This window comes from Luminiphilus sp. nBUS_16, from assembly GCF_051201645.1.
Lineage (GTDB): Bacteria > Pseudomonadota > Gammaproteobacteria > Pseudomonadales > Halieaceae > Luminiphilus.
This window is the reverse complement of record NZ_CP179205.1, coordinates 1,695,191-1,716,187: the sequence shown is the minus strand read 5'-3', so window position 1 is coordinate 1,716,187 and position 20,997 is coordinate 1,695,191. Positions and strand designations below refer to the sequence as shown.

The following is a 20,997-nucleotide window of genomic DNA, read 5'->3' as shown; positions in this document are numbered from 1 at the left end:
ACACGCTTGAAAAGTACCGCCAGTTGGGGCTCGGGGCCAGCGTTTTAGACATAAAATTGGAGTTTTTTATGCATTTTATGCAAAAATTCGCTACCGGGGGTTCGCAACGCCGTGTGGAACGTGGCCTGTGGTGATATGGCCCGCTGCTCGGTCGCAATGCGTTTGCTGATCGTCAAAAAATACGTCCGCTTGGTAGGCCTTCAAAAACTCTGTCTTATCAAGCCCCCCCAGAAAGATTGATTCATCGATACGGATATCCCAAGCTCGAAGCGTGCGAATGACGCGTTCATGGGCAGGCGCTGAGCGCGCGGTCACCAAGGCTGTACGAATGGGCGCTTCATCGACGGGAAAAGCCTGCTGCAATTGTTGCAGCGCGGCCAGAAATTGTTTGAAGGGGCCACCCTGCAAGGGCTCATGGCGCGCGGCCCGCTCGCTAGCAGTAAAAGCCTCCAGACCATCGCGTTTGTAGACCTGCTCAGCCTCATCAGAGAACAAGACAGCGTCCCCATCGAAGGCAAACCGCAACTGCCGGTTTTCATTATCTGAAGCCTGACCTGAAATCAGCGTGGCAGCTGCGACTTGATTTTCAAGCGCTTTCCGCACGTCATCGGGTTCGGCCGACAAAAAGAGCTGGCAACCAAACGGCACGATATAGCGCCAAGGCGCCTCGCCTCCGCTGAAAACCGCTCGCGTAATAGGCAATTGGTAATGCTCTATCGAGTTAAATACACGCAACCCCGTGTCGGCACTGTTGCGGGACAACAATACGACCTCCACTCTCATAGCGTCGCTAAGATTATCGTTGAGCGCTAATAGTTTACGCACGACACCAAACGCAGTGCCCGGGTTGAGTGGGACTTGCTCGTTGTCGATTTGGTATTGGGAATAAGCCGCTAGCCCCCGCTCCTCAAAAACCTGATGCGCGGTGTCCAGATCGAACAGTGCTCGCGATGAAATCGCGATGACCAAGTTTGCAGGAACGGCCGGAGACGCCAAATTAACCTCCGCTAGCTGATGCCGGGGTTCTTCTTTCCCCGGAAAAATACGCTCGTGACAGCCGAAACACTACGGGTGACAAGAGCAGAAGTCCAACGAGATTCGGAATAGCCATGAACGCATTTAAAGTATCCGCAATGAGCCAGACTATCCCAAGGTTTAAGCCGGCACCGACTGGAATTGCGGCGACCCAGAGAATACGAAAAGGCAAGATGCCTCGGGTGCCCACTAAATAAACAACGCAGCGCTCACCATAAAATGACCATCCGATCATTGTTGTCGTGGCGAACAAAATGACGCCCAACGTCACAACCCACTCACCTCCGGGGAAGCTCTCTGCGAACGCCATTGCCGTGAGAGAAGCCCCTGACTCGCCGGTTTCAAATACCCCGGTAAGCACAATCACCAACCCTGTCATGGTACAGACGATCAAGGTATCGATGAAAGTTCCCAGCATCGCAATCATGCCCTGCTCCACCGGTTCATTGGTCTTTGCTGCAGCGTGGGCAATGGGCGCGCTACCCAACCCCGCCTCATTGGAAAACACACCCCGGGCAACACCAAAGCGAATCGCCGCCCAAACGGTTGCACCTGCGAATCCACCTGCTGCTGATGCGCCATTAAACGCCGAGTTAAAAATCGTTTCAAAAGCTGCAGGCACTTGTTCGATATGCATCGCTATCACAATGATACTCATTAAGACGTACGCGATAGCCATGCTTGGAACAACCGCCCCGGCGATCAGCGCAATGCGTTGTATGCCCCCCAAAATCACGCTGCCCACAACCACCATTAAAACGATACCGGTCGCCTGCCAGGGTATTCCCAAGTTATCTCCCAAGACTTGTGCTACTGAGTTAGATTGCACCGTGTTGGCCAGCCCAAAACCCGCCATAGCGCCAAACAGCGCAAAAGCCGTCGCCAGAAATTTATAACGCGGCCCCAGACCGTTTCTAATGTAATACATGGGACCACCGCTGTACCCACCCAAGGCATCACGCTCCCGGTACTCGACGGCTAAAACGCCCTCAGCAAATTTGGTGGCCAAGCCAAAAAGCGCGGTTATCCACATCCAAAACAGGGCCCCCGGACCGCCCAGCGCGATCGCTGTGGCCACACCGGCAATGTTACCGGTGCCTATCGTTGCAGAGAGGGACGTCATTAGCGCGCGAAAAGGTGCGATGTCACCGCTGCCTTGCCCCGCTCCCCCACCAAATAGCAAACGGAATGCGGTAGGAATGCGGCGTAGCGTCATAAAGCCCAGTCCCAAGGTGAGAAAAACCCCGGTCCCCAGTAACAAAATCAGCATGCCGGGGCCCCAGGCCACCGCATTGATTTGAGTAATGATCGATTCCAAAGCAGATGCCTCTCGTTATTTGAGCGTCGAAGTGTTGTGATTGACCGCCGCAGCTAATTGCTCACCGTGGGGGAATATGCCGTATATACCTCCGGTGTGCACAAATATTATGTCTTTCGCACTCGCAAACGCCCCGCGAGCAAGCTCTTCACACAGACCATGAAAAGCTTTGCCGGTGTACACAGGATCGAGAACGATACCTTCCAGGCTCGCGAGGGCTGCTATGCGCTCGTAAACAGGTTCAGTTGCTCGACCGTACCCCGGTCCAATATGAGCATCATTGGTATTAATCTGGGGGTTATCACAAGCTAGCGCGGGCCATATCTCCTGCGCCTCCGCGATGTCTTGATTGACCTTCGTGGTGAAATACTGAGCATCATCACAAACCGCGAAACCCCAAACGGGACACTCGGGCTTAAACAGTGCCATACCTAACGTCAGGCCTGCTTGCGTACCCCCCGACCCTGTCGCGGTGACAACAGTCGCCTCGTCGATGTTTGCCGCGTCCATATTGGCAACCAGCTCTTCCGCCCCGGCGACATATCCCCAAATTCCCAAGCCGTTGCTGCCCCCGGTTGGGATGATCAGTGGTCGTCTTCCCTGACTACGATGATATTCCGCACAGCGTTGCAGGATGCCCTCTAGATCTTCGGTATATTGGCGGGGGTCCACCGCGGTGACCTCTGCGCCAAACAGCTGATCGAGTAAGGTATTGCCCTCGCTGACGGGGTGACGACCTCGTAAAACGAGCTCGCAGTGCCAACCCAACTTCGCACACACATTGGCAGTCGCGCGAGCATGGTTACTCTGCAGGCCACCACAGGTAATAAGCGTGTCCAAATTTTGGGCCTGCGCGAACCCCGCAATAAATTCCAGTTTGCGGACCTTGTTACCCGTTAGCGTCGAACCTGAGAGATCGTCACGTTTTATCCAGAGGCGCTTGCCACAACCCCAAGCAGCACTTGCTCGGGGCAAAAATTCTAGCGGTGTAGGCAGCTGCGCTAGCGCCAACCTCTCAGGGTAATGTAGCGATGCGATGAGAGTTTACTCGGTGCCTACAGACTTGAGCGTGCCTTTCGGCAAAATCGCATTGACATGCAGTCGCTGAAATTTTAGCTCTAAACCACCAGACACCCCGAGAGTCAGATAGTTTTCGTCAAGTGCCGTAACCTTACCCAGCATGCCCGAAGACATCGCCACCTCGTCGCCCTTTTTAAGGGCAGAGATCATCTCTGTGTGTTCTTTTTGTCGCTTACGTTGTGGCCGAATGGCCAAAAAATAAAACAACGCAAATAAAACGACCAAAAACCCTATCTGCATAATCTCACCACCGGCCGGTGCCGGCCCGCCAGATTGGGCGTAGGCGCTTGATATGAACATGTTTATCTCCTAATGACGATGTCGTTGAATGAAAGAGTGCTGGATGCTGTCGTCATGCTTCAACGTCAGTATCGAAATCTATAATAAGCGGGGCGTGATCGGAAAATCGCTCATCCCTATAAATACTCGCCGACGCTGCCGTGGCCGCCACGCCGGGTGTACACAGCATGTAATCGAGGCGCCAGCCTACGTTCTTAGCCCAAGCCTGGCCGCGATTAGACCACCAGGTGTACTGATCTGGATCCGGGTTAATACGGCGAAACACATCGACCCAGCCGACCTCGTCAAAAACCTGATCCAACCATGCGCGCTCGTGAGGTAAAAATCCTGAATTCTTTCTGTTAGCGCGCCAGTTTTTCAGGTCAATCGCGCGATGACAAATATTCCAGTCGCCGCAGATAACAAATTCTCGCCGCTTGCGCTTTAACGCTTGGAGATGTGGCAAAAACTTTTCCATGAAAATTTCTTTACGGTTCTGAGCCTCATCTCCGTTGGAGCCCGAAGGCACATAAAGCGAGATAACACTTAAGCCCTTGAAATCTACCTGCAAGTAGCGACCTTGAGAGTCCATGGGCTCCCAACCCAATTCTGTCACCAATTTTTTAGGCTTTACCCGACTAAAAACAGCCGTGCCGCTGTACCCAGGACGCTGCGCGTCATTGTAGGTACAGTGATAGCCCTCTGGCGAGAATACTGCGGGATCGAGTTGGTGGATCTGGGCCTTCGTTTCCTGAATGCATACAACATCGGCATTCTGCTGGGACAACCAGGTAAAAAAACCTTTGCGTTGCGCTGCACGTATGCCGTTTGTATTACAGGTAATGATTCGCATGAGTGCCGCTACTAACTACTCGCTTGGGGACGCTAGAATATCAAAGTCAACATGGAAACGGGGGATTACTCATCCCCAATTAGTGGTTGATTAGTCTAGGGATAAGCCGTCCAGAGCCGCCAACAGGTCCTCGTGATGGCTCTTCGTCTTGAACTTATCAAGCACAGCTTTCAAACGACCATCCTTGCCAACAATAAAGGTGGTTCGGAGTATTCCGTCAAACTCCCTTCCCATAAATTTTTTGGGTCCCCAGGCTCCGTACTTATCAGCAACCCCATGGTCCTCATCCGCAAGAAGTGTGAAGTTGAGACTGTCCCGCTCAGAAAATTTCGCCAACCGAGTGCTCGAATCCGGACTGATACCAAGAACAACAGTGTTTCGCTTTGACAGCGCGGCGGCACTGTCGCGCAATCCGGCAGCTTGAATCGTACACCCCGGCGTCATAGCCTTAGGATAGAAATATACCACCACGTTCTTTTGATCGCGGAAATCTTTCAGCTTAACCTGAACGCCCTCTTGATCCGGCAGAGTAAAGGTTGGAGCTAAATTGCCAACTTTGGGGAATGTCATCGTAGAAGCCCTTCTATGGTTAAAAAAATGCGTGACGCTGCCTATGGATATTCACGAACGCTGCTCAACCACGACCGAGACTGATAACACTGTGGCGCACGGGAAAATCGCCACTGTGGCTATCCTCAATAAATTCCCTGAGCAACTCCCTAACGACAGGAAATGCTAATTCATCCCACCGAATATTGGCAGGTGACACCAGCTCAGTTTCCAAACTCTCTGGACCCACACCGTAACGCCCACCTTCGACACCACATCGGTAAAACATGTAAACCTGATTAATGTGGGGCACATCAAAAATACGATAAAGCGTGGGCTGCGTTGCGACAGCTGCCGCCTCTTCCCATGTCTCTCGGGCGGCACCTTCAGCAGTGGTCTCTCCGTTTTCCATAAACCCAGCGGGCAGAGTCCACAGGCCATAACGCGGCTCAATGGCTCTCTTGCACATAAGAATTTGCCCTTCGTGTTCGGGAATACAACCTACAATAACTTTGGGGTTGTGATAATGAATGGTGTTGCAACCGGAGCAAATGTCTCGCTCTCTGTCATCGTCTTCGGGAATCCGACGTTCCGTGGGCGCACCACAATCTGGGCAGAATTTCACTGGGAGTCCTTAATCGGTTCGGGTGGCCAACTGGCCGTAGGAGCCGCGACTGAATAACAGCGGAGCCTCGTCTTCAGCGTCGAAAGCTACAACTTCACCAATCACAATATGATGATCGCCCGCCTCTATGAGTTGAAAACGCTTGCAGCTGAATCGAGCAACAGCACGCTCTAGCAACGGTACGTTGTATTCGTCGAAAACAAAGTCCTCTTGCACAATGCTGTGATTGTCTTTGCGGGCGTAGCGGCCAGACAGCGCTTGCTGGTCTGCGCACAAAATCGAAATACCAAAATACGGGCAATCGGTGTACTCCCTGAAGCAATCAGAGTCGTTTTGTATATTCCACAACACCAGTGGCGGGTCGAGTGAGAGTGAGCTGAAAGAGTTGGCTGTGAGGGCTAGCGCCCCAGATTGGGCGTCATTTACTGTAATGAGGCACACACCAGTGGTAAATGCTCCTAGGGCATTGCGAAAGTCAGTGCTACTCATGGCCACTCTCCTGCCAAGACTTCTCCCGCTCGCTGTCTTCCGATTTGGCTCGCACCCAAATTACACGCCCATCGCACATATATTCTCTTTTCCAAAATGGTGCCTTAGTTTTTAACGTGTCCATTATAAACTGACAGCCCGCAAAGGCCTCAGAGCGATGGTCCGCAAGCACCCCGACCCAAACGATAGGGTCTTGCTGCTGAATTCGTCCATAGCGATGCACAATGCGCCACCCCCGCAGACCAAACCGGTGGGCAGCGGCCGCCCCCAACTCCTCGAGAACGCGTTCGGTCATGCCGGGGTAATGTTCGAGCTCTAAAGCTTCAATGGCACCCTGTTCGCTAAAATCCCGCAAATACCCTGTGAATGTGACCAAGCCAGCACCAAAGGTGTCGGCAAACAAAATTTCCTGCTGTACCTCTGTCGAAAATGGCGTCGCTTGCACCAGAACGCTCATATCAACCGCCGGTCATGGGTGGAAAAAAAGCCACCTCGTCACCGTCTGCCAACACATGGTCCGTATTGACCACTCGTTGATTGAGTGCATGCACCACATTGGGTTGGTACAACGTTTCCCGCCATAACTCACCACCCGTACTGGCTAAGCTCCCCTTGAGGTCCTCAAGGGTTTGTAATTCGGCGTGATGCGCCACTTCTAGTTCTTCGCAATCGAGCGCTTCACGGATCAAAGAAAAAAATCGCACCGTCAGCATGTATCACCTCTTTGCCACGTTCCGCTGGCGCCCCCCGCTTTGCTTTCTACCTGAATGTCCTCGATGGTCATCCCACGGTCCACGGCCTTGCACATGTCATAAAGCGTGAGTGCTGCAACAGATACCGCGGTCAGCGCCTCCATCTCAACGCCAGTTTTACCGTTGACTCGGCAGGTCGCTGAAATTTGAACGCCCGGTAGCTCTGGGTCTGGCTCCAAAGCCACTTGGACACTGTTTAGCAACAATAAATGGCACAGGGGAATCAGGTTAGAGCACTGTTTGGCCGCCTGAATGCCAGCGATGCGCGCAACCGCAAAAACATCGCCCTTGGGCAAAGTTCCCTCCAAGATCGAATCAAGTGTGGATGCCTCCATACGGACCTTGCCGGTTGCTGTAGCGCAGCGCTCAGTGTCGGGTTTCATGCCCACATTTACCATGCTGGCATGGCCCGCTTCATCAAGGTGGGTGAGTTTCGAATTTGACATGGGTAAAGGATACCACGAGCCGGTTTTGCCACGCAGCCACGACTGGCCCCATATTATTTTGAACTTGGTCAACAAGGGTGACTGTGAAATGATGTTCGGGTGATGGTGAATTCCACTGCACCGCCGTCACGCACACATAGTTAACTCCCTATTTTGGCTAACCCTCCGCCAACCTTCTGTCACGAGACCAAATGATGACTGATTCGTTAAAAACCGACCAAGATGTAAAGGAACATCGATATCGATGGCTGGTTCTCGTGGTGCTCACGATTGTCTACACCTTTAACTTTATCGACCGACAAATTCTTGTCATTTTGCAAGAGCCCATTAAGGCTGAATTGAGTTTATCCGACGCCCAACTGGGACTGCTTACAGGCTTCAGTTTTGCCCTTATCTATGTGTGTGCAGGAATACCCATTGCTTGGCTTGCAGACCGCTCTAATCGCAGAAACATTATTGCGGGCTCCCTAGCCTTGTGGAGTGGCATGACCGCACTGTCAGGAATGGTCGGCAGCTATAGTCAGCTCGTTCTTGCAAGGCTAGGCGTAGGACTGGGAGAGGCCGGAGGGTCGCCACCCGCTCACTCAATGATTAGCGATTATTTCCCCCCCGAAAAGCGTGGGACCGCCCTGTCGTTTTACACCGCAGGAATTTATTTAGGCATTCTTTTTGGTTTTGCAGGGGGAGGCTACATTGCGGAGACGTTTGGCTGGCGTAATGCTTTTTTCATCGTGGGCATTCCTGGTCTTTTCTTCGCGCTCATCGTTCTCATTTTAGTTCGCGAGCCGCTGAGGGGTCGCTGGGACCTTGGGCAAACTGTCAAAAAGTCCAGTCTCAAAACGACCATGAGCACGCTAAAACAACGGCGGTCCTTTTGGTGGATTGCTTTCGGCTGCTCTATGACCTCGTTCGTAGCCTATGGCAACGGCAACTTCTACCCTTCATATTTAATGAGGAGTCACGGGTTTTCTGTCGCTGAGGTAGGTTTTGCCCTTGGGTTAGTGTCAGGCGTAGCCGGTGCTATTGGCACCTTTATGGGGGGCTTTTTGGCGGATCGATGGGGTCGAAATGACAAGCGCTGGTATGTTTGGATTCCAATTATCGGAAATTGTCTTGCGGTGATTCCGATGGCCTACGCCATCCTCAGCGATGATGCCACGCTTCTTTTGTTGGTTCTATTTCCAGCCAATATTCTTAATTCATTGTATTTAGGGCCAAGCATTGCCATGTGCCAGTCATTGGTCTCCCCCGCGATGCGGGCCATGGCCTCAGCGGTTCTCTTTTTCATCTTGAATATGATTGGACTGGGCTTAGGCCCTGTTATCGTCGGGCTTCTTAGTGACAGTTTTGTTGGCATATTCGGAGACAACAACCTGCGCTACGCCATGATGTGCGCGCTGTTGATGGGCCTCAGTGGCACTGCGTGTTTTGTTATGGCCGCGCGCCACCTACTGCCCGATCTTCAAAAACAGTCGGGCTGAGTCTTGCCGGTAGCCGCCGACCAACCGCTGCAGGGTTTGGCGCGCGGCACTAAATGCTGAGCAAAGCGTTCAAGCTTCAGACCGATCGTTGGGACTGATCGAACACCCCCCAGCCCTGCGCAAGCTGTTAATGCCTAGCCAACGCCATAAGTAACAGCGCGCCGTGAGGCCGTTGAGAACCAGAAAAAACCCCACAAGCAGCAGTGCGCTATCTGCCAAGTTCGTATGCCCGAGCACGAGCACAGCTGCACAAATTCCTAATCCGAGACAGAGCCTGAGCACCCGCTCAAGTCCGCTTATGTTCCTTTGCATTTTGCTTCCCCTCCCGTACTGGTTATGAAGTACGGCGAGGTTGTTACGTACATTGCCGCTGTCTAGATCTTGTAGCTATTAATTGCCTTGTCGGTTGACTATGACCGACTTACTTCAACCGAAGATTGACCCAGAGACTGTTGTGGTCTGATTTACCAGACGCAAGAACGTGAGAATGCGTCGCTGTTAACTGGCGAACAAGTACGTGATCTAAGGGCGACCCGAAAAAAGTGGTTCGCCGATCGGGCGTAAAGGAAACACTGTTAAGCTTGTGCCGCGCTTTGACGCCCTCCAATAGCTCTAAGCGCCTTGGACTCCATGTATTGAAATCGCCAGCAACGATCAAAGGACCCTCGTGCCTTTGCAGTACCTGCTCAATCTGTGCCCATTGATCACTAAACCCCGTCACACCCCACTCAAAGTTCACCATGTGTGCGTTAACCACGAGCAAAGTTTGCTCGCTTTTAGCAAAACCGTACCGAGTCACCGAAGTCGCTTTCGGCGTCGACAACCAAGGTTCATAGGCCGTCAGGGCACAATGAAGTTGAGGTGTTGCGCTGGAAACCGACAACACTCCCGTCTGCAGATGCCCCGCTCTGTAGCCTTTTGCGAAACTCTCGTGGAGCACAGTCCCCATCAAGTGCTCAAAGGGGCTGGGGGTATATGCCTCTTGGAGCAACATGAGCTCAGGTGGCGATTGATAAACTGTTAAGTCCTCCAGCCATCGAGGGTCGTTGCCCTTTTCTATATTCCAGGTCACCAATTGAAAGGCGCTGGGCAATGATGACGGCTGGTTTACCGGGCGTGCCATGGCGATCTGACACGATGCCATACCGTAAGAGACGCTAGGAGCTTTGACTTTTACAGAACCGGACACCGCGGCGTTGGACCCAAGCGTAGCCAAAGGCAACCCGGCAAATAGAAAAAAATAAAAAAAGCGACGGCCTAAAAACACGGTGATTCCAAAACAAAAAACTCCAGACTGATTATCCAATGTTCATCAAGCAAACGCACCCATACAAAATACTCAACTGTAGATTATGTCTAGAACGTGTCATCGCCCAACTGGTGACCCGCAGGCCCGATGCCGACAGCAACTGATATACGCACCCACATTGGGGGCGATCGAAACCGCGACGCATAGTGTAATCTGTTGCCCGATCGAAAGCCCTTTGACCCAATCGCCAACAAACCTGAGGTCCCATGAGTTATGGAAACTAACCCCACAGGCGCCGGATTCTCAAAAAACAAGCTGGATCGGCTGCGAATCCACTTACAGGAACACTACATCACACCGCAAAAAATACCCGGATGCCGTTTATTGGTGGCTCGAAGAGGCTGTGTTGCGAGCTCTTTAACCCTGGGACTCATGGATCTTGAGCGCAAGTTACCAATGCGCGACGACACAATCTTTCGCATTTACTCGATGACCAAACCTATCACCTCCATTGCCCTAATGATGCTTTTTGAAGAAGGCCGATTTCAGCTAAGCGACCCTGTTGCCAAATTTATACCCTCGTGGTCAGCGCAGCGCGTATGGGTAGAAGGCAGCGGTGAAGCCATGACTACACGCCCGCCGAAAACTGCAATGACCATTCAACATTTGTTATCGCACACAGCGGGGCTCACCTACGGTGGGCTGCTGCCGGGTATGGAACTACCGGTCGATGCAGCCTATCAACGGGCGGGGGTCACCAGAACAGGCTCTGACACATTAGAAAGTTTGGCAGAAAAATTGGGGTCGGTGCCCTTGCTGTATGAACCAGGCACTCGATGGAGTTACTCTTTAGCAACTGACATTTGTGGCTATCTGGTGGAACAAATATCAGGACAACCTTTCGATGAGTTTCTCAAAAAACACCTTTTTGAGCCCCTTGAGATGCACGACACTGATTTCTGTGTTCCTGACTCCGCGCTATCTCGATTTGCCGCGTGCTATGTACGAGGAGCAGACAAGCGTTTGCAACTTCAAGATGATCCTCTTGAAAGCCCTTACCGATATCGACCGACAGGACCCTCCGGCGCGGGCGGTCTAGTGAGCACCATGGAAGACTACGCTAAATTTTGCACCATGCTTGTAGGCAACGGAAACTATAATGGTCTGCAACTCATCGGTCGCAATACCCTAAAACTCATGACGCAAAACCATCTAGGCACCAAGAGTCTCGCTCAGATGGCAGTAGGCGGTTTCTCTGAGACTAGTAACGAGGGCGTGGGTTTCGGTTTGGGTTTTGCGTCGACAATAGACGCGGTGGCGTCTGGTACCGTTGGCGAGGGCGATTTTTATTGGGGGGGCTATGCATCGACGCACTTCTGGGTCGACCCCGCAGAAGAGCTTTTCGTCATTTTTATGACTCAGCTCATACCGTCCTCAACGTTCAACTTCCGAGGTCAGATCCGAAATATTGTCTATGGCGCTATCGATGAAAGCGCATGAGCTTTGCGTGGACTGGTTGAAGCCAATTAGAGCGACTGTCAATTTGGGATAACGTCAAACACCAGCGCTCTTTTGCACCAAGAATTACGCAGACCCAACTGGAGGATAGGTAACGATTACTTCGGTCAGATGTAGACCCCAGCACAAAGGAAATGCCTCCTAGGGAACCTACGCCACTTGGCCACGGCTACCGGACAGAAACCAGTGCAACACTGGAGCTAACAAAAAGGGGTACGAAAGAGAGATTGATTTAAACAGCCTTAGGCCTATTTTCACCCCTGCGGGACGGTATCTCGAAAGATACCGTCTAAAACGCTCCTTCCGTCACGCTTTATCGAACCAAGGATTCTCGTCTAGCTCATTTTCATTCATCCAAAAAAATACCTCCACAAGGGAGGCATATTTTTGAATGGCGGAGAAGGAGGGATTCGAACCCTCGATACGTTGCCGTATACACACTTTCCAGGCGTGCGCCTTCGACCACTCGGCCACTTCTCCGAAGGCGCGGAGAGTATCACAGTCATCCGCCCTGCTTCAAAACTACAGTTTAAAAGACGGTGCTAACACCCAAGCTGAACTGGTACTTTTCTGCGGATTGGGGCCCGTTCAAGTCTAGCCATAGGGGCTGGCCGTACTCAACGCGCAGGTTCCAGCGGGGTGCGACCTTAACATCTACGTAGACCGCAAGATCAAGCTGCTGGCCACCAAAAGCTGTCGGGTCTACGACAGGAGCCGGGTATGGGTACGTCGGGTTTGGCACACGTAAGCTAAGATCCTCACCAGATATTTCCCCCTGCCATCGGTAACTAAAGCGTACGCCGGGCTCAAGCAGCTCTCCTCCGGTGAAGCTCACCCAGCCCCCCCATGTAAACTTGTGTCCCAAGTGGTAGTCGCGATCGTTATCTCCAGTTCGGATGACCGCTAACATGTCGGAGCCACCGCTGAAGTGCTGTCCATATTTTTTGTAGGTGATCCCAAGAGGCAAGTCCCAAGTGCCCGAACCGATCTGCATTGTGTAGGGCAGCTGCTGGTCACCCGGTGCTCTTGGGGTATCGCCCTCTTCATCTATGGAACCCGTCGGAATACTCAAGCCAAACACCCCATGCCAAGCGCTGTTTACTGAGCGGGACAACTCGTAGTCAACCACCGCGAGGACATCGCCGAAACCGTCAGAACTGATATTGAACTCGTCATAGCCTGGGACAATGGACACATGGTCGGTGCTTTGTTTTATAAAAGGAATTGACACCCGCGCAGATAGCGACTGGGAGTACTGATAGCCCAGCAATACGCTGTGCACTTCCTGCTGAATTTTAGTGGGCACAACAGGATAGTTACTTCCTAGACGCTGTTCTGCTGAGCCAGACCACAAAACATCCTCGTAGCTCAACTTACGCGTACCCGAGCGATATTCATCAAACTCCGCGCGACCATACCGATACGCCAGATACCATTTCCTCTGGTCACTGGCTCTGGCATTTTCCGTAACTACGTTAGCCGCGAACAGGTCCTCTATTGAGACATCGACCAAGTCCGAGGGCACTGTTTGGCTCCATGCACCGTAACTCGCACACACCAGTGGCAGTATCAAAGCCCGGATAAAAGTTACCCGTAGGCAGCCTTCATGTACCCGATGTGCCTTCTTCATAGCTAGCGCCATAGGTGTATGTCTCCCCGAAGCTCCTTTGCCAGCGCACTCAAACAGCTCTCCAGATTTTTTCTGTCAATTGGTTTCGTCAAATAGTCGGCCATGCCTGAAGCGAGATATTTCTCTCGATCACCACTCATCGCATGAGCTGACACGCCAACAATAATGCAGTCTGGATTCAAGCTTTGTTCTGCCTGTAGCTGTTGAATCGCGGCGGTAGCAACCACGCCATCCATCACCGGCATTTGAATGTCCATGAGAATAACATCCAGAGGGGTTCGGTTGAATGCGGCTACCGCTTCCTCACCATTGCAAGCAACAGCTGCTTTAATACCTAAAGTTGCCAGTAATTCACAAAGAATAAACCGATTAACCTCCGAATCATCAACAACCAATACCCTTAGAAAGGTCAAGGACGAAGGTGACTGGTGATCAACTTTCCTTGAGGTGGTCGGAGCAGTTTCACCCGCCCCTCCTGAAAGAGCTGCCCTAAATGGGTTCCGGTCGTTTGTTGATTCAACGGGCGTTGGCTGGGCAAAAGGGTTTAGCTGGTCTGCGGGTAACGGCAACTCAAGGCAAAAACAAGAACCCTTACCCTTACTGCTCTGAAAGGAAATAGCACCTTCCATCAGCTGCGCGAGCTCTCGACATATCGCCAAACCCAAACCTGTACCGCCATAAGCGCGTGTTGAGGTCAGATCAACTTGATAGAACTCGTTAAAAATCCCTGACTGCTCATCCTCTGAAATTCCAATGCCAGTGTCGATCACCTCGAACCGCATTAAGGACGCGCCATCTTTTGCAATAGGTGTAACGACCAACTTCACTGACCCCTCGTCGGTGAACTTTATAGCATTCCCGATCAAGTTCATCAGCAACTGCCGCAATCGTGCGGGATCGCCTATCACGCGATTTGGAAGTCCGTCGGCCGTATCTAATTGAAATTCAAGCCCTTTGCTATTCGCTTGAATTTCAAAAATAGTGCTGAGGGTACTCAGCAAATCGTCCAAAGCGAAGGGCACTCGCCTTATTTTGAGATGCCCCGACTCGAGCTTTGTGAAGTCGAGAATGTCGTCTATAACAACCAGCAAACCTGCTGCAGATTTTTCTATGGTGTCAAAATATACGCGCTGGCGTTCTGATAGCTGGGTCTCCTTAATGAGCGAAACCATTCCCACAACCCCGTTCATAGGTGTCCGTATTTCATGGGACATATTTGCAAGGAATGAGGTTTTGGTGTCTGCGTTATGCTGCGCCTCATCCCTCGCAACCTCAAGCGCCTTAATCGCCTGCTGCAGTGAGTTTTCGCGGTCTTCAATAGCTAATAGCATGCTATTAAAGCTTTCTCCCAAAGTATTAATCTCTTTAATGCTGGAGTCCTTAAACCGCCCGGCGTAATCCTCTCGAGTCGTCATATCCACCATTAAAGTAGAGAGCTCTCTTACCGGCTGGAGAACACGCCTCCCAAGCCGTCGCGCTAATAAGAAGGCTAGCAGCGCCGCCAATAGTATTGCCAAAGACGCTATGAGCAGCGTGTCCCTAACTAGGTCCTCCGAGGGTAGTGTCTCCACCCAAATCTCAAGAACGCCCAACTCAGTGCCTTGCCAGATCACTGGCTGGTGAATCCTGGATACAAATCTTTCTTTGGCGAGGCTCACCAAGGGGTCAGTCGCTTCTAGAATCTCCGCAAACTGCCCTTTGTCGTTTCTGTACTCGGCGAATACCTGATCATCACTCATCAAAATACGTGCTAATACAATGTCACGAGCGTTTTCCAAGGTTTCCAGCACGTCAGTTGCAGCTGCCTCATCCTTAAAGGCGAGCGCAGCGGTTAGATTACTGCCAAGAACGCGCGTCTGAATAACCTTAAGCTCATAGGTCTCTGCCATTGCAGCCCTGAAAGCCAAGCCCAAGCTAATAAATATCACGAAAACAGTCACAACAGTGGTGATGGTAACCATCAGCACAGACACGCGTCGATCGAGTCGCTGAGTCATGGCCGCACTACTCCGGGCGTAACTATTGTCGCTAAAGACATCAGACGGCTGCTCGCAGAGAAACCTGCGTGCTGCAATTCAGATTCATTAATAATTAACTCGACGCGACCCGCACGGCGGCTCAGTTCCACCATTCCACCAGCTTCCGCAAAGCCGGTTCTCTCGCCTACTGTGAGTAGGGGCTGCGTGTGATTAAGCGCTGGGAGCTCTACATCCTTGCCCAAAAACAATAAGTCACACGGCTCTACGTCTTGTGTATTTAACAAACGCTTGAGGGTGATGTCCTTAGCTTTACGTGTGTTGAGCAACACCTCAAGCGCACCATATACCCCGTTTTCATCAACTACACATAAACTAGTTGGCTGCTCACTATGGGGCCAGCTAATGAAACTCATCAAGTGCAGAGTAAACGCCGCCTTAATTTCATACTCAGTATATCCGGGGGTTGTACCCAGCTTCTGTGCACCTGCCTCCAGCGCTAAAATTAACAACAAACACCCAAAGACAAGCGGGCCTCTCATTGACGACCCATACGCCAATATTCAGGCAAAAGCGGCCCGTTCGATCTTACCGGTGTTATGTCAATTCCACCTCGACGTTGATAAAAAGCCGACACCGTTAAGGACTGCGCACGAGTCCGTTGCATCAGCACGTTAAAACAACGTTCCACACACTGCTCATGAAATTCTTGGTGCTCTCTAAAGGACTCCACAAAGGCAAGTAATTGGTCAAGATTTATGGGCAGCCCACTGTACTCAATCACTAGGGTTCCCCAATCGGGTTGCGCGGTGACTGGGCAGAGTGAGCGTAATCGGTGAGAAACCAGCGTTTGTTTGACTATGTCGCCATCGGCGTCGCACCAGGAACCTTCGACAAGGCTACTACCCGCTGCTTGCACGCTGGCCTCGAGTAAAAACCCCTCGGGCTCTCGGGTGATGGCTGCCAATCCAGTCGGGGGCAGCATCGTCAAAGTAACTTTGGATCCAGTGACGCGCCCAATATCGCGACATATAACGTCACAAGCCTCTGCTTGCGACTCAAAACAGTGGAAGTTTAGGCTGTTGAGATACAATTTTAAGGACTTTGACTCAATCGTCGCTGGTGAGGCCGCATCCACGACCAACACCCCGGTGCCGTGCTGTGGTTGCTTCTGTGTATTCAACCAAGACAGCTCGTAAAGGTGCCAGCAATCGTAACCAAACATATCCGTTTGGCTGATACCTAAGGCATCGCGCCCTTCTCGCCGTGAAATGGGTTCTAAAATTCTAGGCGAATAAAGCTTTGGCGCCTCGATTTTATTTCCCAACGCACCGCCCATAGCATTAAGTCCTCAGACGCTTGCCGGTTCGCAGCAGGTGCAACGAGTAACTAAATGCTGCAAGCACGCAGAGTAAAATCATGCCAATCGCAAAGGCAATGCTGACGTCGCTGACGCCAAGCATACCGAAGCGGAAAGCGCTAACAACATAAACCAACGGATTAGCCTGGGAGACGGCGGCCCAAAAATCGGGCAATAGATCTAGCGAGTAAAAAACGCCCCCTAAATAAGTCAACGGCGTCAGAACAAAAGTGGGCACGATGTTGATGTCATCAAAGGTATTAGCAAACACCGCGTTGATAAACCCCAACAATGAAAACAGTATTGAGGTAAGAGCAACAACAAGAATCACAAGCAATGGGCTGTAAATTGGAAGGCGCGTGAAAAACAACGAAACGGCGGTGACAATCACTGCGACCAGTATGCCACGGCTAACACCCCCAGCGACGTAGCCACACAATATGATGTAGGGAGGAATAGGAGAAACCAGCAGCTCTTCAACGCTATTATTAAATTTTGCGCCGAAGAACGAGGCAACCACATTAGCGTAGGAGTTAGTCACAATGGCCATCATAATCAAACCCGGCACCACGAACTCCATGTAAGAAAAGCCCCCCATGGTACCAATACGAGAGCCAATTAAATTTCCAAAAATCACGTAGTACAGCGACATGGTAATAGCGCTTGGAAGCAACGTCTGAGACCAAATTCGAAGATACCGACGGATCTCTTTTCGCATAATGGTCATGAAGGCAACATATTGCTCGTACCGATTCATGCCGTTTGCTCCAACAAATTAACGAACATCTGTTCCAGTCGATTAGCTTCGTTACGCATACTCACAACCGACACCTGTTTTTCATGCAGCGCTGCAAAGACTTCTGCTAGATTTTGTCCTTTTTCGATGGCCACCTGCACCGTATGATCGTCAAGCACCTCCAGATCAAAGCCTGGCACAGTTAATTCACTGCTTAACTGCCCTGCACAATCGAGAAGAAAGACCTCTTTATGCAAATCCCTCAATAAGTCTTTTATGGAGCGATTGGTCACTATTTTCCCGTGGTTAATGATCGCCATATTGCGACACAGTGCTTCAGCCTCCTCTAAGTAGTGTGTCGTTAAAATAATGGTGGTACCCGAAGCGTTGATCTCTCTTAAAAAATCATACATGGAACGCCGCATTTCGATATCTACGCCGGCAGTGGGCTCGTCAAGAATAAGCAATTTAGGGCTGTGGATGAGTGCTCGGGCTATCATTAGCCGCCGCTTCATGCCGCCTGACAACATCCTAGCCCGGGTGTCTCGCTTTTCAGTCAAACCTAGTCGGTCTAAAAAATGTTCAGTGCGACGCAACGCCTCTATGCGAGGGATGCCGTAGTAGCCCGCCTGATTGGTGAGTATGTCTTCAACTTTTTCAAAGACGTTGAAATTAAATTCCTGAGGGACAATGCCAAGGTGTGTTTTAGCGAGGGGAAAATTGCGATCTATATCGACCCCGTGAACACAAACCTTGCCAGCAGATTTCGCAACTAAAGACGAAATAATACCAATGGTGGTCGACTTCCCGGCACCATTGGGCCCTAACAATGCAAAAAAGTCTCCCGGCTCTACAGTGAGGTCAATCCCCTGCAGTGCCACAAACCCATTGTCATAGGTCTTCTCTAGGCCTTCAATTTTTAGTGCCGCAGTCATGTTTTTTCCCAAGATGGTAGGGTGAAAAGGCATATCGCGGCCGCGAAAGCGCAATATTGTGTGCCAAGTGTACCCAAAGCCCAGCAGCGAGGCGACAGAACTTGAGGCATTTACTTGACGCAGCCCGTCCACGCTACTAACATTCGCGCCTCTGCTCTTGCAGAGACCGTGTCCCCTTCGTCTAGTGGCCTAGGACACTGCCCTTTCACGGCGGTAACAGGGGTTCGAACCCCCTAGGGGACGCCATTTTTAAGCGGGTGTAGCTCAGTTGGTAGAGCGCAACCTTGCCAAGGTTGAGGTCACGAGTTCGAACCTCGTTACCCGCTCCAAAAATGGCTTTTTCCGTTAGACCTTTGCCCTCGGATCCATAGGGGGCGAGCGTCTGGAAAACCTCAGGACACCGTCCTCATGATGTCTTCAAGCGTACTGACAACGTCCAGCACTTAGCGACGCAGCCAAGGCCCAAAAATTCTCAACCCCCCCCTAGACCGCAGGCGAAGCACCCTTCCGCGCTTCGCGAAGTCATACTGCCGCCCACAGTAGATTGGCACCGGTGCGCTTTTTGATCCTGTTATCGCTGAGTTTACGCGCTCAGATTTTATTCTGCAGGGGCCTCCAACTTCACCGACAAACTGTTCACACAGTAGCGTAGACCGGTCTCCGTAGGGCCATCAGGAAACACGTGCCCCAGATGCCCCCCACATTTCTGACACAAGATCTCAGTTCGCACCATTCCGTGGCTCATATCTTTATCTTCCTTTACGGCAACATCACTCGCCGCCCGATCGAAACTTGGCCACCCGCAACCTGCGTCAAATTTACTGGTCGATTCAAATAGCGCCTCACCGCAGCCACGGCAGTGGTAAATACCATCCTCGAAAACATTCCAATACTCGCCCGTAAAGGCTCTCTCAGTCCCCTTTTCACGCAGCACTGTGTATTCGTCAGCGGTCAGCTGGCTGCGCCACTCTTCCTCGGTCACTGCTTTGTCATCGTTTGCCATAAAAACTTCCACTCTCTTTTTTCATAGGAACTATTGCGCCCGCATAGGCAATGCACCCAAGGCAACAACCAAGCGATTCAGACGGTCAGAACAATTCGGCGGCATGAGCACGGGTCGACCACGCAACTCTTGCCGCAATTTGTAGTTGCGTCTCAATCTGTCAAAGTCACGCGGCACGACCGCCGGCACACATACTTTACTCAATTCAGCGCAATCGTTGTTTGGATCATAACTCGCCAAAAGCAACCGCGTCAGCCAAGCGGCCTCCGGCAGTTCCGGCGCCTCTAAAACCGCGGACATATCGATGGGCGAAGCTGCAGAAATTTCGCCACCGAACCGCTTACCAGTAAGCGCATGGACCAACATATTGGTAGCCCGGACTTTTGCACCAAGGGTGTAGCCAGCAATGTGTGCCGTGCCCACAGATACCATCGCGAGTTGAGCCGCGGACACTGACGGCTCATCTGGCCAAACGTCCAGCACAATGTCTGCGCTGTTTTCAGCGAATGCCTGCAACGCAGCTTCTGTTACCAACTCTCCGCGGGCGGCGTTAATAAAGAGTTGTCCGGCCGGCATTTTCGAAGGAAGAGGCGCATCAATCATAGCTCGGCTAGGCCAAGGGCTTTGTCCGTGCAGTGCCGCGTGAACAGTGACGATATTTTGCTGCAGGACAAACTCCAGAGATGGGCTTTTGATGTCAGCCGGCACGGTTTCCCATGGGTCCCAGACCGCCACATTGCCTCCCAGCGCTAAAATAACGCGAGCAAGCTGCTGACCTACATGACCATAACCCACGATTCCGACAGTGGCACCCATCAGGATCTCTGCAAGACGCCCCCGAGCCGCTAGAACTGAACATACGTACTCGGTGACTGCGTTGGCGTTTGCACCTGGGGCCGCTGAAAATTGAATGTCCCGAGATTTAAGATACTCGGTGTCCACATGTTCGACACCCGCAGTAGCCGAGCCGACAAACACCACCGACGACTGCCCTAGAAGCGCCGGGGTTACCTGAGTTACTGATCGCACCAGTAGCACGTCAGCATCCACCAAATGACTGGGGTTAATCTCTCTGCCAGCGAGGGTTTTCAGGCTCGTGCTAAGCGACAGCAACTCAGGTGTGATCTGTATGTTTTCATCTGCAACAATCCGGTATCCCATGCTTTAGCACTCTATGCTCGCGCCTTGCGCAGCGCCTGAGCGAAGCGCGCGGCCCGAAAGGGCAACCCGTGATTGTTAAACCGCGCCTGCTCCCGACGCAGCTGATTCTGAAACTGCTCCAGCATGGCTGCTGGAATTTCTAGACTTAAATTGTCGAGACTTGGTGCAAATGCTATGCCCGCTGCAGCGCAAAAAAAACTCTCAAGAGCTTGAGGCTTGGCTTCTACACAAAAGAAAGCCGCTTGCTGCTGAGTATCGCGGCCATCGGCGGTATACCAATAACCATAGTCGCTAAAGCGCCGGCGGCGTGAACCAGCCACACACCAGTGAGCCACCTCATGGAGCGCGCTGCGTGCATAATCCCTGCAATAGTAAATTTCAGCCGGTGCGCCCGACGTGGGGGGCTGATAAAGCGGTTCGTCGGCCCCACCCACCAGCCGAGTATTAAATTCTGCAGCAAAGGCCCTTGAAAACACGCCCTCAATACATCGCGCATCGAGCCCCATTGCCATGAACGCATTC

General features: G+C 51.9%; 24 protein-coding genes and 3 tRNA genes. 4 read left to right on the top strand and 23 right to left on the bottom strand.

The window, feature by feature from the left end:
• Positions 1–90: 90 nt before the first annotated feature.
• The 11 genes from ACMAY6_RS07625 to moaC form a co-directional block, all read right to left on the bottom strand.
• Positions 91–996 (bottom strand): 5'-nucleotidase, encoded by a 906-nt coding sequence (locus tag ACMAY6_RS07625; protein ID WP_435215861.1) that lies wholly within the window; start codon positions 994–996, stop codon positions 91–93.
• 1 nt (position 997) lies between these two features.
• On the bottom strand, positions 998–2,353 hold the full coding sequence (locus tag ACMAY6_RS07620; RefSeq protein ID WP_435215859.1) for an alanine/glycine:cation symporter family protein: 1,356 nt from the start codon (positions 2,351–2,353) through the stop codon (positions 998–1,000).
• A gap of 15 nt (positions 2,354–2,368) precedes the next feature.
• Positions 2,369–3,364 carry a D-cysteine desulfhydrase family protein gene (locus ACMAY6_RS07615; RefSeq protein WP_435215857.1) on the bottom strand — a complete coding sequence of 332 codons (996 nt, stop codon included), beginning with the start codon at positions 3,362–3,364 and terminating at the stop codon, positions 2,369–2,371.
• 33 nt (positions 3,365–3,397) lie between these two features.
• Positions 3,398–3,733 (bottom strand): preprotein translocase subunit YajC, encoded by a 336-nt coding sequence (gene yajC, locus ACMAY6_RS07610; protein ID WP_435215855.1) that lies wholly within the window; start codon positions 3,731–3,733, stop codon positions 3,398–3,400.
• A 52-nt stretch (positions 3,734–3,785) separates the two neighbouring features.
• Positions 3,786–4,565 carry an exodeoxyribonuclease III gene (locus ACMAY6_RS07605; protein WP_435215853.1) on the bottom strand — a complete coding sequence of 260 codons (780 nt, stop codon included), beginning with the start codon at positions 4,563–4,565 and terminating at the stop codon, positions 3,786–3,788.
• Between the two features lie 90 nt (positions 4,566–4,655).
• Complete coding sequence (gene bcp, locus ACMAY6_RS07600) at positions 4,656–5,135, bottom strand: thioredoxin-dependent thiol peroxidase (RefSeq protein WP_435215851.1); 480 nt, start codon at positions 5,133–5,135, stop codon at positions 4,656–4,658.
• A gap of 64 nt (positions 5,136–5,199) precedes the next feature.
• Positions 5,200–5,739, bottom strand: a complete 540-nt coding sequence (locus tag ACMAY6_RS07595; protein WP_435215849.1) for an NUDIX hydrolase — start codon at positions 5,737–5,739, stop codon at positions 5,200–5,202.
• 9 nt (positions 5,740–5,748) lie between these two features.
• Entirely contained in the window at positions 5,749–6,228 is a 480-nt protein-coding gene (locus tag ACMAY6_RS07590) for a flavin reductase family protein (protein ID WP_435215847.1), read from the bottom strand.
• The gene (locus ACMAY6_RS07585) at positions 6,221–6,685 is read right to left on the bottom strand and encodes a molybdenum cofactor biosynthesis protein MoaE (RefSeq protein WP_435215845.1); all 465 of its coding nucleotides are present in this window, start codon (positions 6,683–6,685) and stop codon (positions 6,221–6,223) included. Before ACMAY6_RS07585 ends, ACMAY6_RS07590 begins: the two co-directional genes overlap by 8 nt.
• Position 6,686: 1 nt before the next feature.
• Positions 6,687–6,941, bottom strand: coding sequence for a MoaD/ThiS family protein (locus tag ACMAY6_RS07580; RefSeq protein WP_435215843.1), 255 nt, complete (start codon positions 6,939–6,941; stop codon positions 6,687–6,689).
• Positions 6,935–7,426 (bottom strand): cyclic pyranopterin monophosphate synthase MoaC, encoded by a 492-nt coding sequence (moaC, locus tag ACMAY6_RS07575; protein WP_435215841.1) that lies wholly within the window; start codon positions 7,424–7,426, stop codon positions 6,935–6,937. Before moaC ends, ACMAY6_RS07580 begins: the two co-directional genes overlap by 7 nt.
• 194 nt (positions 7,427–7,620) lie before the next feature.
• Between moaC and ACMAY6_RS07570 the strand changes: the two genes are divergently transcribed.
• Positions 7,621–8,907, top strand: coding sequence for a spinster family MFS transporter (locus ACMAY6_RS07570; protein ID WP_435215839.1), 1,287 nt, complete (start codon positions 7,621–7,623; stop codon positions 8,905–8,907).
• Between the two features lie 69 nt (positions 8,908–8,976).
• Here the strand turns inward: ACMAY6_RS07570 and ACMAY6_RS07565 are convergent, their stop codons facing one another.
• Together ACMAY6_RS07565 and ACMAY6_RS07560 are read right to left on the bottom strand one after the other, a co-directional pair.
• Positions 8,977–9,219, bottom strand: coding sequence for a YgaP-like transmembrane domain (locus ACMAY6_RS07565; protein ID WP_435215837.1), 243 nt, complete (start codon positions 9,217–9,219; stop codon positions 8,977–8,979).
• A 109-nt stretch (positions 9,220–9,328) separates the two neighbouring features.
• Positions 9,329–10,174 carry an endonuclease/exonuclease/phosphatase family protein gene (locus ACMAY6_RS07560; RefSeq protein ID WP_435215835.1) on the bottom strand — a complete coding sequence of 282 codons (846 nt, stop codon included), beginning with the start codon at positions 10,172–10,174 and terminating at the stop codon, positions 9,329–9,331.
• A 255-nt stretch (positions 10,175–10,429) separates the two neighbouring features.
• Here ACMAY6_RS07560 and ACMAY6_RS07555 point away from each other — a divergent pair, with 255 nt between their 5' ends.
• A complete protein-coding gene (locus ACMAY6_RS07555) occupies positions 10,430–11,656 on the top strand; it encodes a serine hydrolase domain-containing protein (protein ID WP_435215833.1) in 1,227 nt (408 codons plus the stop codon).
• 410 nt (positions 11,657–12,066) lie between these two features.
• Here the strand turns inward: ACMAY6_RS07555 and ACMAY6_RS07550 are convergent.
• The 7 genes from ACMAY6_RS07550 to ACMAY6_RS07520 all read right to left on the bottom strand — a co-directional run bounded on the left by ACMAY6_RS07550 (position 12,067) and on the right by ACMAY6_RS07520 (position 18,311).
• Positions 12,067–12,154 (bottom strand) — tRNA-Ser (locus ACMAY6_RS07550).
• Positions 12,155–12,203: 49 nt separating this feature from the next.
• A complete protein-coding gene (locus tag ACMAY6_RS07545; RefSeq protein ID WP_435215831.1) occupies positions 12,204–13,304 on the bottom strand; it encodes a hypothetical protein in 1,101 nt (366 codons plus the stop codon).
• 2 nt (positions 13,305–13,306) lie between these two features.
• Complete coding sequence (locus ACMAY6_RS07540; protein WP_435215829.1) at positions 13,307–15,301, bottom strand: ATP-binding protein; 1,995 nt, start codon at positions 15,299–15,301, stop codon at positions 13,307–13,309.
• Complete coding sequence (locus ACMAY6_RS07535) at positions 15,298–15,822, bottom strand: YfiR family protein (RefSeq protein ID WP_435215827.1); 525 nt, start codon at positions 15,820–15,822, stop codon at positions 15,298–15,300. Before ACMAY6_RS07535 ends, ACMAY6_RS07540 begins: the two co-directional genes overlap by 4 nt.
• Entirely contained in the window at positions 15,819–16,619 is an 801-nt protein-coding gene (locus ACMAY6_RS07530) for an NADPH-dependent 7-cyano-7-deazaguanine reductase QueF (RefSeq protein WP_435215825.1), read from the bottom strand. The genes ACMAY6_RS07535 and ACMAY6_RS07530 overlap by 4 nt, the downstream gene beginning before the upstream one ends.
• Positions 16,620–16,623: 4 nt before the next feature.
• Entirely contained in the window at positions 16,624–17,397 is a 774-nt protein-coding gene (locus ACMAY6_RS07525) for an ABC transporter permease (protein WP_435215823.1), read from the bottom strand.
• Positions 17,394–18,311 (bottom strand): ABC transporter ATP-binding protein, encoded by a 918-nt coding sequence (locus ACMAY6_RS07520; protein WP_435215821.1) that lies wholly within the window; start codon positions 18,309–18,311, stop codon positions 17,394–17,396. The genes ACMAY6_RS07525 and ACMAY6_RS07520 overlap by 4 nt, the downstream gene beginning before the upstream one ends.
• A gap of 170 nt (positions 18,312–18,481) precedes the next feature.
• Here ACMAY6_RS07520 and ACMAY6_RS07515 point away from each other — a divergent pair.
• Together ACMAY6_RS07515 and ACMAY6_RS07510 are read left to right on the top strand one after the other, a co-directional pair.
• Positions 18,482–18,557: transfer RNA gene (locus ACMAY6_RS07515), tRNA-Glu, on the top strand.
• 7 nt (positions 18,558–18,564) lie between these two features.
• Positions 18,565–18,640: transfer RNA gene (locus tag ACMAY6_RS07510), tRNA-Gly, on the top strand.
• Between the two features lie 269 nt (positions 18,641–18,909).
• Here ACMAY6_RS07510 and msrB read toward each other — a convergent pair.
• From msrB to ACMAY6_RS07495, 3 genes are read right to left on the bottom strand one after another with little or no spacing between them, the layout of a single operon-like run.
• Positions 18,910–19,314: a peptide-methionine (R)-S-oxide reductase MsrB gene (gene msrB / locus ACMAY6_RS07505; protein ID WP_435215819.1), complete on the bottom strand. Its 405-nt coding sequence runs from the start codon at positions 19,312–19,314 to the stop codon at positions 18,910–18,912.
• A gap of 30 nt (positions 19,315–19,344) precedes the next feature.
• Entirely contained in the window at positions 19,345–20,475 is a 1,131-nt protein-coding gene (locus tag ACMAY6_RS07500; protein ID WP_435215817.1) for a 4-phosphoerythronate dehydrogenase, read from the bottom strand.
• Positions 20,476–20,486: 11 nt separating this feature from the next.
• A complete protein-coding gene (locus tag ACMAY6_RS07495; RefSeq protein WP_435215815.1) occupies positions 20,487–20,987 on the bottom strand; it encodes an elongation factor P hydroxylase in 501 nt (166 codons plus the stop codon).
• Positions 20,988–20,997 lie beyond the last annotated feature (10 nt).